This window comes from Streptomyces sp. ALB3 (assembly GCF_044385685.1).
GTDB lineage: Bacteria > Actinomycetota > Actinomycetes > Streptomycetales > Streptomycetaceae > Streptomyces.
Genome location: NZ_JBISCE010000008.1, coordinates 557,909 through 572,481 on the forward strand (window position 1 = coordinate 557,909; position 14,573 = coordinate 572,481).

The window sequence follows — 14,573 nt, forward strand, 5'->3', positions numbered from 1 at the left end:
GGGAAACGGACGGGGCCGGGTCAGGAACCGGCGTTCATGGCCCGGGTGATGTCCGCGGACGCCTCGGCCGCCTCCTCGGCGGCGTCACCGCCGGTCAGGACTGCCGTCATGTAGTCCTTGACCGGGTTCTCCGCCTCCACCGCGGCCCAGCCAGGGGTGTTCGGTGTCGCGCGCCCGTTCGCCGCGCCGACGGCCATCGCCGAGGCGCCGGGATCGCCGGCCACGGCGGAGGCGAGCGTGGTCCGGTTGGGCACGTAGCTCATCGCCACCGCGAGCTTCTTCTGCCAGGCGTCGCCCGTCAGCTCCTTGATGAACGTCACCGCCGCGTCCGGATGGCCGGCCGCGGCGGGCACGACCAGGTCGGAGCCGCCGGTGAACACCGCCCCCGGGGTCCCGGCCGTCTTCCCGGGGATCGGGAAGAAGCCCAGCTTCCCCTCGAGTCCGGGATTCTTCTCGACGACCACGTTGGCGCCCCCGGGGGTGGAGATCACCTGCGCCACCTGGCCCTGGGCCATCACCTCGGCCTGCGGCGGATCGTCCTCGTCGGAGTCCTTGGGGCCCTTGCCCAGTGCCTGCAGCCGTGCGTAGAAAGCCATGCCGCGCAAGGCCTCGGGCGTGTCGAGCGCACCCTTCCACCGGCCGCCCGACTCGGTGGCGAAGTCGCCGCCCTCGTCCCAGATGAAGCCGCCCAGCGCGTACCAGAGCTGGCCCGGCAGGTAGATCCCCTGGGTGCCGCCCCTGTTCAGCTTCGTGGTGGCGTCGATCCACTGCTCGCGCGTGGTGATCGCCGCGGCGTCGACCCCGGCCTTCTCGAAGAGGTCCTTGCGGTAGATCACGACCCGGTTGGCAGCGTAGTAGGGGATGCCGTACTGCCTGCCCTCGTACGAGCCGGGCTCGGCCAGCCCCTTCAGCCAGTCGTCGCCGTTCAGCTCGTCCTTCCTGTCGCTGAGGTCCAGCAGGCCGCCGCTCTCGGCGAACTGCGCCACCTGCGTGTTGCCTGCCTCAATCACGTCGGGGGCGTCGTTGCTCGCCAGGGCGGCAGTGATCTTCTGGCCTATGCCGTCCCACTCCTGGATCTGGATCCTGACGTCGATGTCCGGGTGCGCCGCCTCGAACCCCTCGGTGAACTCCTTCTGGAACGCCGCCGACACGCTGTCGCGCATCAGCCACACGTCGACCGTCGTCACACCCCCGGCCTCGTCGCCGTCCCCACCGGAACTGCAGGCACTGAGGGCGACGGCCGTCACGAGCGCGGACACACCGGCAAGCAAGCGGTACTTCACGGTTCACCTCAACGGGAGCAGAGACCTGACCACCTGACCAGTGAAGCCCACTGGACAGCTCACCTCTTGGTGGTGGATGAAGGTGGCATAGACCAATGGGGCCGTCAACCCCTCCTGTATGAAAGGGTTTTGGGAAGTTCGGCGGTGACCGGCACTCTGATCTCACCGCGAGGGTGGCTAGACTCTCCCTGACCAGTGGACACCAGTCGCTCAACTGGTAAAGGGAAGCGGGACGCGCGAAGGGGAACGTATGGAAGCCGACGTACCGGGGACGGTGCTCAAACGCGAACGGGCACGCGACGCGGTCCTCGAACTCATCGAGAGCCGCAGCCCCGGGGACGTCATCCCGTCCGAGCGCTCTCTCTGCGCCCTGCTGGGCGTGTCACGGCCCACCCTGCGCGCCGCCGTCGACGAGCTCGTCGCCGCGGGGCTGCTCGTCCGGGAACACGGCCGGGGGATGTTCGTCGCGCCGGCGAAGATCACCCAGGAGCTGGTCTCCGCGGACCTGGCGCTGAGCGTGCCGCAGGCGGCCGGGGCCTGGTCGAGCAGGCTGCTGGAGTTCACCACCCTCCAGGCCGGCGCCCGCGTCGGGCGCAAGCTGCGGATGTCGCCCGCCGAGGACATCGTGTACGTCGCACGGCTCCGCCTGGTCGACGGCGCCCCGATGGCGATCGAGCACCTGCACATCAGGGCGGCGCTCGTGCCCGGGCTGTCGGCCCAGGAACTGGAGGACGGCGATCTCTACGAGCACCTGCGCCACACGCACGGGGTGCATGTGCGCGAGGCCGTCCAGGCCATCGAGCCCACCGTGGTCACGCGGGCGGAGGCCCAGCTCCTGGAGGTCCCCGAGCTCTCTCCCGCCCTGCTGTTCGAGCGCCTGACCTCGGACACCGCCGGGCTGCCCGTGGAGTACGTCCACTCGCTCTACCGGGGTGACCGCTACCGCATCGTCTCCCGGCTCGCCCTGGGGCCGGCTGCGGCCACCGCCGGACTGGTCAGGGACGGCCACCACCCGGGGATCCCGCCCGGGGACTTCGCGCACGGCGACCCGATCGCGTCGTCCACCCGAGGGGACATCCAGGCCGGGCCGTGACCCGCGGGCCCGCCGCCGTGCGGCCCCCGTGGCGCGGGCCTGCCGCGCGCGCCGGTCCGGGGTGCGAGGGGGCGCCGGGCCCGGGGTCCGTGCTCTAGGGTCGGGGCGAGCCGTGCGAGCCGACCGACACGGCGGGACATGAGGGAGGCACCGTGCGCTTGAGGGTGGAATTCACCACCGAGCCCTTCGATCTCGACGAGGCACCCGCCCACGCGGTGGTGGCCCGTGAGGTCATCCAGAGCGCCGACCTGGACGCGGTGGACGTGGGTCCCTTCGGGAACACGGCCGAAGGGGGCGCCGACCAGGTCCTGACCGCGGTGGACTCCCTGCTGCGCAAGGCCCTGGCCTCGGGTGCCACCCGGGTCTCCCTCCAGGTCAACGTGATCGGGGAGGACACCCCGTGACCGAACCGGCCGACCACCCGCTGGTCACCGCGGTGAAGCCGCTCGTCGACGCCATGGGCGCCGAACTGCTCGACCCCGGGAAGGCCACCGCCGAGGACGTGGTGCTCGCCTGGGAAGGGGCCGACGTCATAGCGGTGCGGCTCCCGCAGCTGTCCGAGTCGCTCGACCACATCCTGGCCGCGATGGAGCGACGGCACGGGATGCCACTCGCCGAGCTGGACCGGAAGACCAAGCAGGGCGTCGTACGCACTCTCGAGGCACGCGGTGCCTTCTCGGTGCGGCACGGAGTGGAGACCGTCGCCGGCGCGCTCGGCGTCAGCCGCTTCACCGTCTACAACTACCTGAACCGGGACAACACCGCCAAGAGCGAGTAGTCGAGCGCATTGCGGTCCGATGCCGTCGTCCGGGAACTCGGGCGGCGGCATTATCTGTTCGCGATATTTCAACAAACTGTTGACGTGGTGTTGTGAAGGGCGTTAGCTATCCGCAGCCCGAAAACGCACAGCGAAAAAAAGCCACGGAGGCTCCCGTGACTACGAGCTCCACACCGGGCATCGTCCGGTTCAACACCCTGGCGGCCGAAGAGGCCGCGACCGTGCTGCACGAGGTGTGTGCCAGTGCGGCGTGGGGAAGCCTCATCCTCGCCCACCGGCCCTACGCCGGTCCTGAAGCCCTGCTCTCCGCCAGCGACGCCGCCATGGCCGAGCTCTCCGCGGAGGACCTGGCCGAGGCGATGGCCGGTCACCCGCCGATCGGCCGCCCCAAGCCGGGGGACCCGGCCTCCGCCCGTGAGCAGCGGGGGATGGCCGGGGCGTCCGAGGAGCTCAGGGCGGAGATGCTCGAACTCAACCTGGCCTACCAGGAACGGTTCGGACACGTCTTCCTGATCTGCGCCACCGGAGCCACCGGTGAGCAGATGCGCGACGCGGTGAAGGCCCGGACCGGTAACTCGCCCGAGCAGGAGCGCGAGATCGTCCGCGCCGAACTGGGCAAGATCAACCGCATCCGGCTGACCCGCCTCGTGGAGGACTCCTGAGGACCAGCCCCTCGTACAGCACTCTTAGGAACAAGGAGCGTGACGGTCTTGAGCACCGACACCACCGCATCGGTGTCCACCCACATCCTGGACACCAGCACCGGCCGTCCCGCCGAATCCGTCACCGTCTCCCTGGCCGCCCGTAGCGGCGGCGACGCGCAGTACGTGACGCTCGGCGGATCCGCGACCGACGCGGACGGGCGCTGCAAAGACCTGCCGGCCCTGCCGGAAGGAACCACCCATGTACGGCTCGTCTTCGACACCGAGTCGTACTTCACCGCGAAGAAGCAAGCCGAGGCGCAGCAGGACGCCCCCCGCGTAAGGGACAGCGGCGCGTTCTTCCCGGAGGTGGCGATCGCATTCGCCGTCACCCCGGGCGAGCACTACCACGTACCGCTGCTGCTCAACCCGTTCGGCTACTCCGTTTACCGAGGGAGCTAGCAGACAATGCCCACGATTCTCGGCCAGAACCAGTACGGCAAAGCAGAGAACCGCGTCGTCAAGATCACGCGGGACGGCGACACCCACCACATCAAGGACCTCAACGTCTCGGTCGCCCTCTCCGGCGACATGGACGACGTCCACTACTCCGGCTCCAACGCCAACGTCCTGCCGACCGACACCACCAAGAACACCGTGTTCGCGTTCGCCAAGGAGCACGGCATCGAGTCGGCCGAGCAGTTCGGCATCCACCTCGCCCGGCACTTCGTGAGCTCGCAGGAGCCGATCAAGGTGGCCCGGATCAGGGTCGAGGAGTACGCCTGGGAGCGCATCGCGACCTCCGACGGCAACTCCAGGTTCATCGGCGCCGACGAGGTCAAGCACTCCTTCGTCCGCAAGGGCCAGGAGACGCGCACCACCCAGATCACCTTCGACGGTGAGAGGTGGGAGGTCATCTCCGGCCTGAAGGACCTCAGCGTCATGAACTCCACCAACTCGGAATTCTGGGGCTACGTCAAGGACAAGTACACGACGCTGAAGGAGGCGTACGACCGCATTCTGGCGACCGACGTCTCCGCCAAGTGGCGGTACAACTGGACCAGCGACGACGAGCGCATGCCGAACTGGGAGAAGTCCTACGAGCAGACGCGCAAGCACATGCTCCAGGCCTTCGCGGAGACGTACTCGCTCTCGCTCCAGCAGACGCTGTACCAGATGGGTTCGCGCATCATCAACAGCCGCAGCGAGATCGACGAGATCCGCTTCTCGCTGCCGAACAACCACCACTTCCTCGTCGACCTGGAGCCCTTCGGGCTCAAGAACGACAACGAGGTGTACTTCGCAGCCGACCGCCCGTACGGCCTCATCGAGGCGACGGTGCTCCGGGACGGCGTCGAGCCGAAGATCCCGGTCGACATGACCAACCTCTGACGCGGTGCTGAACCGGCCCCCGCCCTCTGCGGGGCGGGAGCCGGTCATCCCGGAGGGAAATACCATGGCACAGCCTGCAACGGGGCCGGCGAAAGGCCCATGTACCGCACCACCGACCGCTGCCGTCACGGCAGTTCACCCGGTGGACGAGAAGCTCCCGCCCTCGCGGCTCGTCCCCGCCGCGCTCCAGCACATCGCCGCCATGTACGCGGGCGTCGTGACCCCTCCGCTCATCATCGGCCAGGCCGTCGGACTCGACGCGGCCGGAATGACCCGTCTGATCGCCGCCAGTCTCCTGATAGCGGGACTCGCCACCCTCCTCCAGACCCTGGGCGCCGGACGCTTCGCCGGCAACCGTCTGCCGTTCGTCAACGCGGCGTCCTCCGCCGGTATCGCGCCGATGCTCGCCATCGCCGAGACCAGCGCGCCCGGCCGCCAACTCCCCGCGATCTACGGGGCGGTCCTCGTCGCTGGTGTCTTCTGCCTGGCCGTCGGACCGTTCTTCGGGCGGCTGCTGCGCTTCTTCCCGCCACTCGTCACCGGGGTCGTGATCACCCTCATCGGCGTCACGCTGATGCCGGTACCGGTCGGCTGGGCCCAGGGAGGCGACGCCACCGCCGACGACTTCGGTGCCATGAAGTACCTGGCACTGGCCGCCTTCACCCTCGTCGTCATCCTGCTGATCCAGCGTTTCGGACGCGGCTTCGTCAAGCAGGTGGCCCTGCTCGCGGGCATGTTCATCGGCACGCTGGCCGCGATCCCCTTCGGACTCGCCGACTTCTCCGCGCTCGGCTCCGCCCCCGTCGCCGCCCTTCCCACCCCCTTCGCCTTCGGACCGCCCGAGTTCCAGCCCGCCGCGATCCTCTCCCTGTGCATCGTGATGCTGGTGCTGATGACCGAGTCCTCCGCCGGGATGCTGGCACTCGGTGAGATCTGCGACCGGCGCACCGACGGCCCCACCATCACCCGTGGTCTGCGCACCGACGGCATCGCCACCCTCCTCGGCCCGGTCTTCGGAGGCTTCCCGACCAGCGCCTTCGCGCAGAACGTCGGCGTCGTCTCGCTGACGAGGGTGCGCAGCCGGTACGTGGTCGCCGCGGCGGGGGGCGCCCTGCTGGTGCTGGGCGCCTTCCCCGTCCTCGGGGCGGTCGTCTCGCTGGTCCCGATGCCCGTGCTCGGTGGCGCGGGCATCGTGCTCTTCGGCTCGATCGCGGTCAGCGGGATCCGGACCCTGTCCGAGGCGGGGCTCGACGACAGCTCCAACATCATCCTCGTGGCGGTGGCACTCGGCGCGGGCATCATCCCCCTCGCGGCACCCGCCTTCTACGCCGGATTCCCGTCCTGGGCGCAGACCGTGCTCGGCTCCGGGATCAGTGCGGGAGCGCTCGTGGCGGTCCTGCTCAATCTGTTCTTCCACCATCTCGGCACCCACAGCCGTAACGCTGTGGCACTCAAATCCTCCTAGGGTCCTGCCGTGCCCACATCGCCAGACACAGAAGAGGGAAGCACCATGGCAGCTCCGGCGGATCCAAGGACGACCCAGCGCACCGTCATCGAGAACTGTTCGATCGCCACCGTCGACGCGCACGACACCGAGTACGCCTCGGGACACGTCGTCGTGGCGGGCAACCGGATCGAGTCCGTCGGCGCGGGCAAGGCACCCGAAGGCCTCACCGGCGTCGTACGGCGCGTCGACGGCACCGGCCACCTCGTCACTCCCGGCCTCGTCAACACCCACCACCACTTCTACCAGTGGATCACCCGGGGCCTGGCGACCGACCACAACCTCTTCGACTGGCTGGTCGCGCTGTACCCGACGTGGGCGCGCATCGACGAGCCGATGGCCCGCGCGGCGGCCCAGGGTTCGCTCGCGATGATGGCCCGCGGCGGGGTGACCACCGCGATGGACCACCACTACGTGTACCCCCGTGGCTCCGGCGACCTGTCCGGCGCGATCATCGGCGCGGCCCGTGACATGGGCGTGCGCTTCACCCTCGCCCGGGGCTCCATGGACCGGAGCGAGAAGGACGGCGGGCTGCCGCCGGACTTCGCCGTGGAGACGCTCGACGGAGCGCTCGCCGCCACCGAGGCGACCATCGACGAGCACCACGACACCGCGTTCGACGCCATGACCCGGATCGCGGTCGCTCCGTGCTCGCCCTTCTCCGTCTCCACCGAACTGATGCGCCAGGGAGCCGAACTCGCCCGCCGGCGCGGCGTGCGCCTGCACACCCACGGTTCGGAGACCGTCGAGGAGGAGCAGTTCTGCAAGGAACTGTTCGGGATGGGGCCGACGGACTACTTCGAATCGACCGGCTGGCTCGGTGACGACGTGTGGATGGCGCACTGCGTCCACATGAACGACTCCGACATAGCGGCGTTCGCCCGCACCGGCACCGGCGTCGCGCACTGCCCGTCCTCCAACGCCCGGCTCGCCGCGGGTATCGCCCGCGTCCCCGACATGCTCGCCGCCGGTGTCCCGGTCGGGCTCGGTGTCGACGGCACGGCGTCCAACGAGTCCGGTGAGCTCCACACCGAACTGCGCAACGCACTCCTCATCAACCGCCTCGGCGCCCACCGCGAGAAGGCACTCGACGCGCGCCAGGCGCTGCGCCTGGGTACCTACGGCGGAGCCCAGGTCCTCGGCCGCGCCGGCGAGATCGGCTCCCTGGAACCGGGGAAGCTCGCCGACCTCGTGCTGTGGAAGCTGGACACCCTCGCCCACGCGTCCATAGCCGACCCGGTGACCGCCCTGGTCTTCGGCGCCGCGGCCCCCGTCACCCTCTCCCTCGTCAACGGCGAGACCGTCGTCGAGAACGGCCGCCTCACCACCGCGGACGAGGAGGCCATCGCCCGCGCGACCCGCGACGAGGCCAGGCGCCTGGCACAGATCGCCGCCGGAGCCTGACGCTCCGAACCCCCTGACAGGCCGGCCGAGGGGGACGGCCCTCGGCCGGCCGCCGTGGACCCACCCGGTTCACGGCAGCCTGTGGGGGTGCGCGTACCCCCCGGTACGCGCACTCCCACAGGTGAGCCCGAAGCTGCCCGCACCAGCTGCACGACCTGCATCAACGCACCACTCAGCACCACCTCCCTGACACCCACGTCGCCTGACGTGCACCCGACCGGAGGAAGCCGTGGCAGCTACGCCCAGGTTTCGCAAGAACGCAGTCGAAGCAAGCGCAGTCCAAGCAAGCGCAGTCGAAGGAAGCGCAGTCGAAGGAAGCGCGCAGGAGCGCGTGGCAGGCGGGCCCGGCCGGACGCATCCGGTCGACGAGAGGCTTCCGCCCCTGAGGATGTTCACCAGCGGTCTGCAGCACGTGGCCGCCATGTACGCCGGTGTGGTGGCCCCGCCCATGATCCTGGGGCCCGCCGTGGGCCTCAGCACCAAGGAGACCGCCTTCCTGATGGGGGCGAGCCTCTTCACCGCGGGCATAGCCACCCTGCTCCAGACCCTCGGCTTCTGGCGGATAGGCGCCCGGCTGCCGTTCGTCAACGGAGTGTCGTTCGCCGGGGTGACCCCGATGATCGCGATAGGCAAGGACCGCGGCCACGAGGGCATAGCCGTCATCTTCGGCGCGATCATCGTCGCCGGCCTGCTGGGCTTCGTCCTCGCCCCGTACTTCTGCAAACTCGTGCGGTTCTTCCCGCCCGTCGTGACCGGCACCGTCATCACGCTGATCGGTGTCTCCCTGCTGCCGGTCGCCTTCAACTGGTCGCAGGGCGGCAACGCGACGGCCGACGACTACGGCTCGATGACGAACATCACGATGGCCGCGGTCACCCTTGTGATCGTGCTGGCCCTGCGCAAACTGCTGCGGGGCTTCCTCCAGCAGATCGCCATCCTGCTCGGCCTCGTCATCGGCACACTGATCGCGATCCCCGCCGGCATCACCGACTTCGGGGCACTGGGCGACGCCGACGTCGTCGGCTTCCCGACCCCGTTCCACTTCGGCGCACCGCAGTTCGAGATCGCCGCCATCATCTCCATGTGCATCGTGATGCTGGTCTGCATGACCGAGTCCACCGCCGACATGCTGGCCCTCGGCAAGATCGTCGGCCGGCCGGCGGACGAGCGGACCATCGAGGGCGGACTGCGCGCCGACACGCTGGGCAGTGCCATCAGCCCGCTCTTCAACGGCTTCATGTGCAGCGCCTTCGCCCAGAACATCGGGCTGGTCGCCATGACGAAGGTCCGCAGCCGGTTCGTCGTGGCGGCCGGCGGAGTCATCCTGGTGCTGCTCGGGCTGATCCCCGTGGCCGCGTCGGTCATCGCCCTCGTACCGCTGCCGGTCCTCGGCGGCGCGGGGATCGTGCTCTTCGGATCGGTGGCCGCGAGCGGCGTCCAGACGCTGGCGACCGCCGCCCTCGAGAAGGGGGAGAACGCGCTGATCGTCGCCGCGGCCGTGGGAGTCGGCCTGATCCCGATCGCCGCTCCGGGCTTCTACCACGCCTTCCCCGAAGACCTGCTCGTCGTGCTGGACTCGGGGATCTCCACCGGCTGCGTGGTGGCGATCGTGCTGAACCTGGCGTTCAACCACTGGGGCCGGACTCCGGAGACGGACCCGGAGGCGGAAGCCGTGGAAAGCGAACAGCCGAAGGACCCGATGGCCCTGCCCGTCGCCCACTGAACCGCCGGTGCGCGTGCGGCCACCCCTCCCAGGGTTCCGCACGCGCACCGTCCGGGCCGGGTCAGCCGATGTGGAAGCTGTCGCCGTAGACCTGCCAGTGCAAGGGCGGGTCCAGATCCAGATTGCCCTCGCGGAGGAACACCCGCTGGGCCGTGTCCACCCGGCTGGTGTCCGAGTGGGCCTCCTCCTGCTTCATCGCCCACACCCGCGCGTCCAGGAACGCGTCGAGGTAGGCCACCTCGTCACCGCCCTGCGAAGGCGGGCTCGTCTGGGCGAGGGCCAGCTGCCGGATCGCGCCGAAACCCGTGGCGTCGTCGCCGCCGCCGTGCATCACGAGGGCGTCGTAGTACGCGAACTGCCCCAGGGTGCCGAGACCGTCGGTCTTGCCCTGGCGTACGGCCGGGTCGAAGTAGACGCGGTCACGCTCGTCGTTCTGCGCCTGCTGGAACGCAGGGTCCGACGCGGCCTCGGCCCAGTGGCCCGTGAAGCCGGGATCGAGCCCCTCGTGCGAATCGGTCCCGTCCACCTGGCGCAGGGCCGGCAGGTACGCCGCCAGGACGTTGCCCGGGCGGCGCCCGGTGTACAGCTCCACCAGATCGAGCATGTCGCCGGTGCCGGAGCAGAATCCGATGATCCCGGCGGTGTAGCCGCGGCCGTCGCCGATGTCCTCGATGTAGCCGTACTGGGCCTTCCAGTCGAGCGTGCTGTTCTCCGCGCTCGACACCAGCCGCATGGCGATGTCCTTCTTCGCGGGATCGTCGAGCCCGGTCGCCGCTGCCTCCAGGTGTGCGGCCGGCGGCGTGGGGGCGCCGGCGTGGGCGGTGGCGGGGATCGCCGTGAGGGACAGTCCGAGGGCCAGCAGGGCGAGTCCGACGGTGCGGGCGAACCGGGTGGTGCGACGCGAGGTGCCTTCGTGGGGGGGGGATGCACCGGACCTCCAGGAGGAGTTCGTCGTTTCCGATATTCTGTTAGGAAACTTTCCTACCAGAGGTCGGGGCGTCCGGTAACCCCCGCGCACGGATGGACCCCGGATCCGGCACGGCCTCAGTCGATGCGGAAACTCTCTCCGTAGACCTTCCACACCAGCGGGGTCTCCAGTCGGAGCCTCCCCTCGCGGACGAAGACGCGTTGGGCGGTCTCCACCCGGCTGGTGTCGCTGTGCGCGGGCTCCGTGCGGAGGGCTGCCACGCGGGCGTCCAGGAAGGCGTGCAGATAGGCCGCCTCGTCGCCCCCTTCGGACGGCGGTTCGGCCGCCGCGGCCGCCTGGTCGCGTATCGTCCGGAAGCCGACGGTGCCCGCGGCGTCGGCGTACCCGTGCATCACGTAGGCGTCGTAGTAGATGAACTGCCCCAGCGCGCTGAGACCGTCCGCCTCGGCCCGCTCGACCGCCGGGTCGAAGTACGCCCGGTCACGCTCGGCGTCCTGTGCCGACCGGAACGCCGGGTCCGCCGCCGCTCCCGCCCAGGCCGTGGTGAAGGCGCTCCCCAGCCCTTCGTGGGAATCGCTGCCCTCGACCGCGCGCAGCGCCGGGAGGAAGCCTGCGAGTGCACTCCCCGGGCGGTCCGCCACGTAGTCCTCGACCACCTTCAGCATGTCGCCGGTGCCGGAGCAGAATCCGATGATTCCGGCGGTGTAGCCGCGGCCGTCGCCGATGTCCTCGATGTAGCCGTACTGGGCCCTCCAGTCCAGGGTGGAGTTCTCCGCGCTGGAGACCAGCCGCATGGCGATGTCCTTCTTCGCGGGGTCGTCGAGCCCCTTCCCGGCGGGGCCGGGACCGGACGTGGAACAGCCGGCCAGGAGGAGGGCCGCACCCGCGGCGAGGACGAGGCGTCTGCGCTTCACGCACCGAGCGTGCCAGGCCGGGGGGCCGCGCCGGCCGGGGCCCGCCGCCTGTAGCGTTCGCGCCATGGAAGATCAGTCTGTTGTGGACGTCGGCGATGTACGGCTGGCGTACCGGACCTGGGGCGACCCCTTCGGCTCGCCCGTCGTCCTCTTGCACGGTCTCGGCGGCTCGTCCCTGAGCTGGGAGGCCGTCGGCACGCTCCTCGGTGAGGAGTGGCGGGTGTACGCCATCGACCTGCGCGGGCACGGCGAGAGCGACTGGCCCGACGAGTACACCTTCGAGCAGATGCGGGAGGACGTCCTGGAGTTCCTCGACGCCTGCGAGCTCGACCGGGTCGGCCTCGTCGGCCACTCGATGGGCGGCGTGGTCGCCTATCTGCTCGCCGAGGAGCACGCGGACCGGGTGGAGCGGCTGGTACTGATCGAGACGCCTCCGCCGTTCGCCGGACAGCTGGTCGACGACAGCCGCCCCTCGGGCCCGGTGGACTACGACGAGAACGTCCTGGAGGCGGTCCGGGCCCAGATCGCGGCGCCGGATCCGCGCTGGGAGGAGGAGCTGGGGCAGATCGTCGCCCCCACGCTGATGATCGCGGGAGGCCCGGAGAGCGGCATGCCGCAGGGCAGGCTGGCCGACATGGCCTCACTCGTCCCCGACTGCCGGCTGATCACCCTGGGTGGTGGTCACCAGGTGCACAAGAAGCACGCGGACCAGGTGGCCCAGCAGATCACCGAGTTCTTCACGAGCTGAGCCCCTGGTGCGGCGGGGTGTCGCGAAGACCGGCGGTCCGCGCCGCCGGCCGGCGGAACCCGCCGGGCGGGACGTGCGACTGACGGCCTCGGGCGCGGCTACGGCACCGGCCGGGGTCACGGGCACGGCACCGGCCGGCGGTGCGTGAAGGACCGGACGCGGAGGGCGCCCCGGCGACCGTGCGCGCCGGTCCGAGCCGACGGCGGCCCGAGTCCTGCCGGGCGCGTGACTCCCGCGCCGGCCCCGCCCGGAGGGGAGCCGGCCGTCCCCCGTGTTCCGGGGCGGGGTGGGGCGGGCTCAGTCCCCCGGCCGCCATCCTGGCCGCCGCCCGCTCAGCGCGATCACCCGGTCGACGAGCGGGGCGTCGGCGGGGACGGGGACCGGGGGGCCGAAGATCGCGTCCGGACCGGTTCTGTCGTCCTCGTCCCCCGGTGTCAGCATCGCCTCCGACGCGCGCAGGTCCGCCTCGTCCGCCCGGAATTCCTGGCCTGTCGATCTGGCCAGGTCCCAGCCGTGCACGAGGAGTTCGTTGCGTACGACCATTGCGGCGACCCGGCCGGGCAGGTCCACCCCGCCCGCCCGGGTCATGCCCTCCAGAGCCGCCGGGGAGCGCCAGGCGGCGACCAGCTCGTCGAGCAGGGGAGGCAGCGTCGTCCGCCAGTCGGCAGGCAGTTCCGGCAGGGCCGAGTCCGGGGGCGTGTCGGTCGTCGGGCCGAACTCCTTGCGCGCCGCGTCGCGGAAGGCGAGCGTCAGCCCCAGCAGGTGCCCGAGAAGCTCCCGTACCGAGTAGTCGGGGCAGGGCGTCGGACCGGTCAGCTGCCGGTCGTCGACGGAGCCGGCCAGTTCCCGGATCTGCCCCGCCGCCGGGCCGAGATCGAGTCCGGGTGCGGTTTCCTTGTGCGTTTCCATACCCTTCAGACGGTTTCCTGCCCCGGAACTCATCGCGGACATTGCGGAACGTTCCGATCCGCCCCCTTGTCGGCGACCCCGCCCGCATGGCATATAGGTCTGGACCATTGCTGTCGGAGGGAAGGCATCACCCGTGCAACGCCCCCACGCACGCACCGCGTCGGCCTGTTCCGCCGCGCTGCTCCTCGCCGCGCTCACCGCCTGCGGCGGATCCGCGGAAGCGGACACCGAGAAGCCGACGGCCCCCCGGGGAGTGACGGCGCAGGCGGGCAGCGCCACCTCCGTCCACGTCATGTGGGAGCAGGCCACGGACGACGAGGGCGTCACCGGTTACGACGTCTACCGCGAAGGGAAGAAGGCCGCCTCGGTGGGCGCCGCGAAGCTGATGACCGACATCGACGGTCTGACAGCGTCCACCGCCTACACCTTCACCGTCCGGGCCCGCGACGCCGCAGGTAACGCCTCGGCCCCGAGCGCTGCCGTCCCCGTCACCACCCCCGCCACCGCACCCGCCGACGACGAACCCCCGACCGGCCCCTCGAAGCTGCGGGGCAGGGCGGACTCCGGCCGGACGGTCACCCTGTCCTGGGGCGGCTCCACGGACGACGTGGGCGTCACCTCGTACGACATCTACCAGGAGGACTCCAGGATCCACAGCGTCTCCGGGAAGCGGACCACGGCCCGGCTCACCGGGCTGCGGCCCGGCACCGTCTACACCTTCACCGTCCGTGCCCGCGACGCCGCCGACCGCTCCTCCCCGGACAGCAACGCCCTCGACCTCACCACCCCGTCCGCGCCCGGCGCTCCCGCGAGCACGGCACCCACCGGACTGCGGACGAGGACGACGGCGCAGGGCGCGGAGTCGCTCGTCGACCTCTCCTGGGACCAGCCGGACACCGGCGGCACCATCCCCGCGTACCAGCTCTTCCTGAACGGAAAGCTGACCACCACGATCGTCTGGGGCGGCACGCCGCCCGCCGGCCGTGCGACGTACCGGCTCACCCTGACCGACCCGCCCGGTACCCGCTACTCACTCAAGATCCGGCCCAAGCTCCCCGACGGGAAGTGGGGCGACTTCTCGGCCCAGCGCACCGTGGTCCTCCCCGGCTGAGACACCGCGACGGACGCCGGTGCGGGCCGTCCCGGACACCGCGGCCCGCCCCGGGGCGCGTGGCGGTACCCGTCGCGGTGTCATGCCTCTCACCCCCTCCTCCCGGCCGGTCCGACGCGCTAGGGTGCCGGGCGCCGGGGCGGAG

At 70.7% G+C, this 14,573-nt stretch carries 15 protein-coding genes; 11 read left to right on the plus strand and 4 right to left on the minus strand.

All coding sequences use genetic code 11. From position 1 onward, the window contains the following. Positions 1-20: 20 nt before the first annotated feature. A complete protein-coding gene (locus tag ACHFIV_RS09235; protein WP_398965443.1) occupies positions 21-1,283 on the minus strand; it encodes an extracellular solute-binding protein in 1,263 nt (420 codons plus the stop codon). Positions 1,284-1,533: 250 nt separating this feature from the next. Between ACHFIV_RS09235 and ACHFIV_RS09240 the strand changes: the two genes are divergently transcribed. The 9 genes from ACHFIV_RS09240 (at position 1,534) to ACHFIV_RS09280 (ending at position 9,818) form a co-directional block, all read left to right on the plus strand. Next, positions 1,534-2,376, plus strand: coding sequence for a GntR family transcriptional regulator (locus ACHFIV_RS09240; RefSeq protein WP_398965444.1), 843 nt, complete (start codon positions 1,534-1,536; stop codon positions 2,374-2,376). Positions 2,377-2,528: 152 nt separating this feature from the next. Then, positions 2,529-2,780, plus strand: coding sequence for a hypothetical protein (locus ACHFIV_RS09245; protein WP_398965446.1), 252 nt, complete (start codon positions 2,529-2,531; stop codon positions 2,778-2,780). Continuing rightward, the gene (locus tag ACHFIV_RS09250; RefSeq protein ID WP_398965447.1) at positions 2,777-3,154 is read left to right on the plus strand and encodes a helix-turn-helix domain-containing protein; all 378 of its coding nucleotides are present in this window, start codon (positions 2,777-2,779) and stop codon (positions 3,152-3,154) included. Before ACHFIV_RS09245 ends, ACHFIV_RS09250 begins: the two co-directional genes overlap by 4 nt. 155 nt (positions 3,155-3,309) lie before the next feature. Then, positions 3,310-3,816 (plus strand): 2-oxo-4-hydroxy-4-carboxy-5-ureidoimidazoline decarboxylase, encoded by a 507-nt coding sequence (gene uraD / locus ACHFIV_RS09255; RefSeq protein ID WP_398965449.1) that lies wholly within the window; start codon positions 3,310-3,312, stop codon positions 3,814-3,816. A 48-nt stretch (positions 3,817-3,864) separates the two neighbouring features. Beyond that, positions 3,865-4,257 (plus strand): hydroxyisourate hydrolase, encoded by a 393-nt coding sequence (gene uraH, locus ACHFIV_RS09260; protein WP_398965451.1) that lies wholly within the window; start codon positions 3,865-3,867, stop codon positions 4,255-4,257. Between the two features lie 6 nt (positions 4,258-4,263). Further along, a complete protein-coding gene (gene pucL, locus ACHFIV_RS09265) occupies positions 4,264-5,187 on the plus strand; it encodes a factor-independent urate hydroxylase (RefSeq protein ID WP_398965453.1) in 924 nt (307 codons plus the stop codon). 64 nt (positions 5,188-5,251) lie between these two features. Further along, entirely contained in the window at positions 5,252-6,652 is a 1,401-nt protein-coding gene (locus ACHFIV_RS09270) for a nucleobase:cation symporter-2 family protein (protein WP_398965455.1), read from the plus strand. A gap of 45 nt (positions 6,653-6,697) precedes the next feature. Beyond that, the gene (locus ACHFIV_RS09275; protein WP_398965457.1) at positions 6,698-8,095 is read left to right on the plus strand and encodes an 8-oxoguanine deaminase; all 1,398 of its coding nucleotides are present in this window, start codon (positions 6,698-6,700) and stop codon (positions 8,093-8,095) included. Positions 8,096-8,426: 331 nt separating this feature from the next. Further along, positions 8,427-9,818: a nucleobase:cation symporter-2 family protein gene (locus ACHFIV_RS09280; protein WP_398965458.1), complete on the plus strand. Its 1,392-nt coding sequence runs from the start codon at positions 8,427-8,429 to the stop codon at positions 9,816-9,818. Positions 9,819-9,879: 61 nt separating this feature from the next. Here the strand turns inward: ACHFIV_RS09280 and ACHFIV_RS09285 are convergent, their stop codons facing one another. Together ACHFIV_RS09285 and ACHFIV_RS09290 are read right to left on the minus strand one after the other, a co-directional pair. Next, on the minus strand, positions 9,880-10,782 hold the full coding sequence (locus tag ACHFIV_RS09285) for a chitosanase (RefSeq protein ID WP_398965983.1): 903 nt from the start codon (positions 10,780-10,782) through the stop codon (positions 9,880-9,882). 80 nt (positions 10,783-10,862) lie between these two features. Next, positions 10,863-11,660, minus strand: coding sequence for a chitosanase (locus ACHFIV_RS09290; protein ID WP_398965460.1), 798 nt, complete (start codon positions 11,658-11,660; stop codon positions 10,863-10,865). Positions 11,661-11,724: 64 nt separating this feature from the next. On the opposite strand from ACHFIV_RS09290, the gene ACHFIV_RS09295 reads away from it, so the two are divergent. Then, on the plus strand, positions 11,725-12,408 hold the full coding sequence (locus ACHFIV_RS09295; protein WP_398965462.1) for an alpha/beta fold hydrolase: 684 nt from the start codon (positions 11,725-11,727) through the stop codon (positions 12,406-12,408). A 297-nt stretch (positions 12,409-12,705) separates the two neighbouring features. Here the strand turns inward: ACHFIV_RS09295 and ACHFIV_RS09300 are convergent, their stop codons facing one another. Beyond that, positions 12,706-13,317, minus strand: coding sequence for a TIGR03086 family metal-binding protein (locus ACHFIV_RS09300; protein WP_398965463.1), 612 nt, complete (start codon positions 13,315-13,317; stop codon positions 12,706-12,708). A 133-nt stretch (positions 13,318-13,450) separates the two neighbouring features. On the opposite strand from ACHFIV_RS09300, the gene ACHFIV_RS09305 reads away from it, so the two are divergent. Beyond that, complete coding sequence (locus ACHFIV_RS09305; protein WP_398965464.1) at positions 13,451-14,428, plus strand: fibronectin type III domain-containing protein; 978 nt, start codon at positions 13,451-13,453, stop codon at positions 14,426-14,428. Positions 14,429-14,573: the final 145 nt, after the last annotated feature.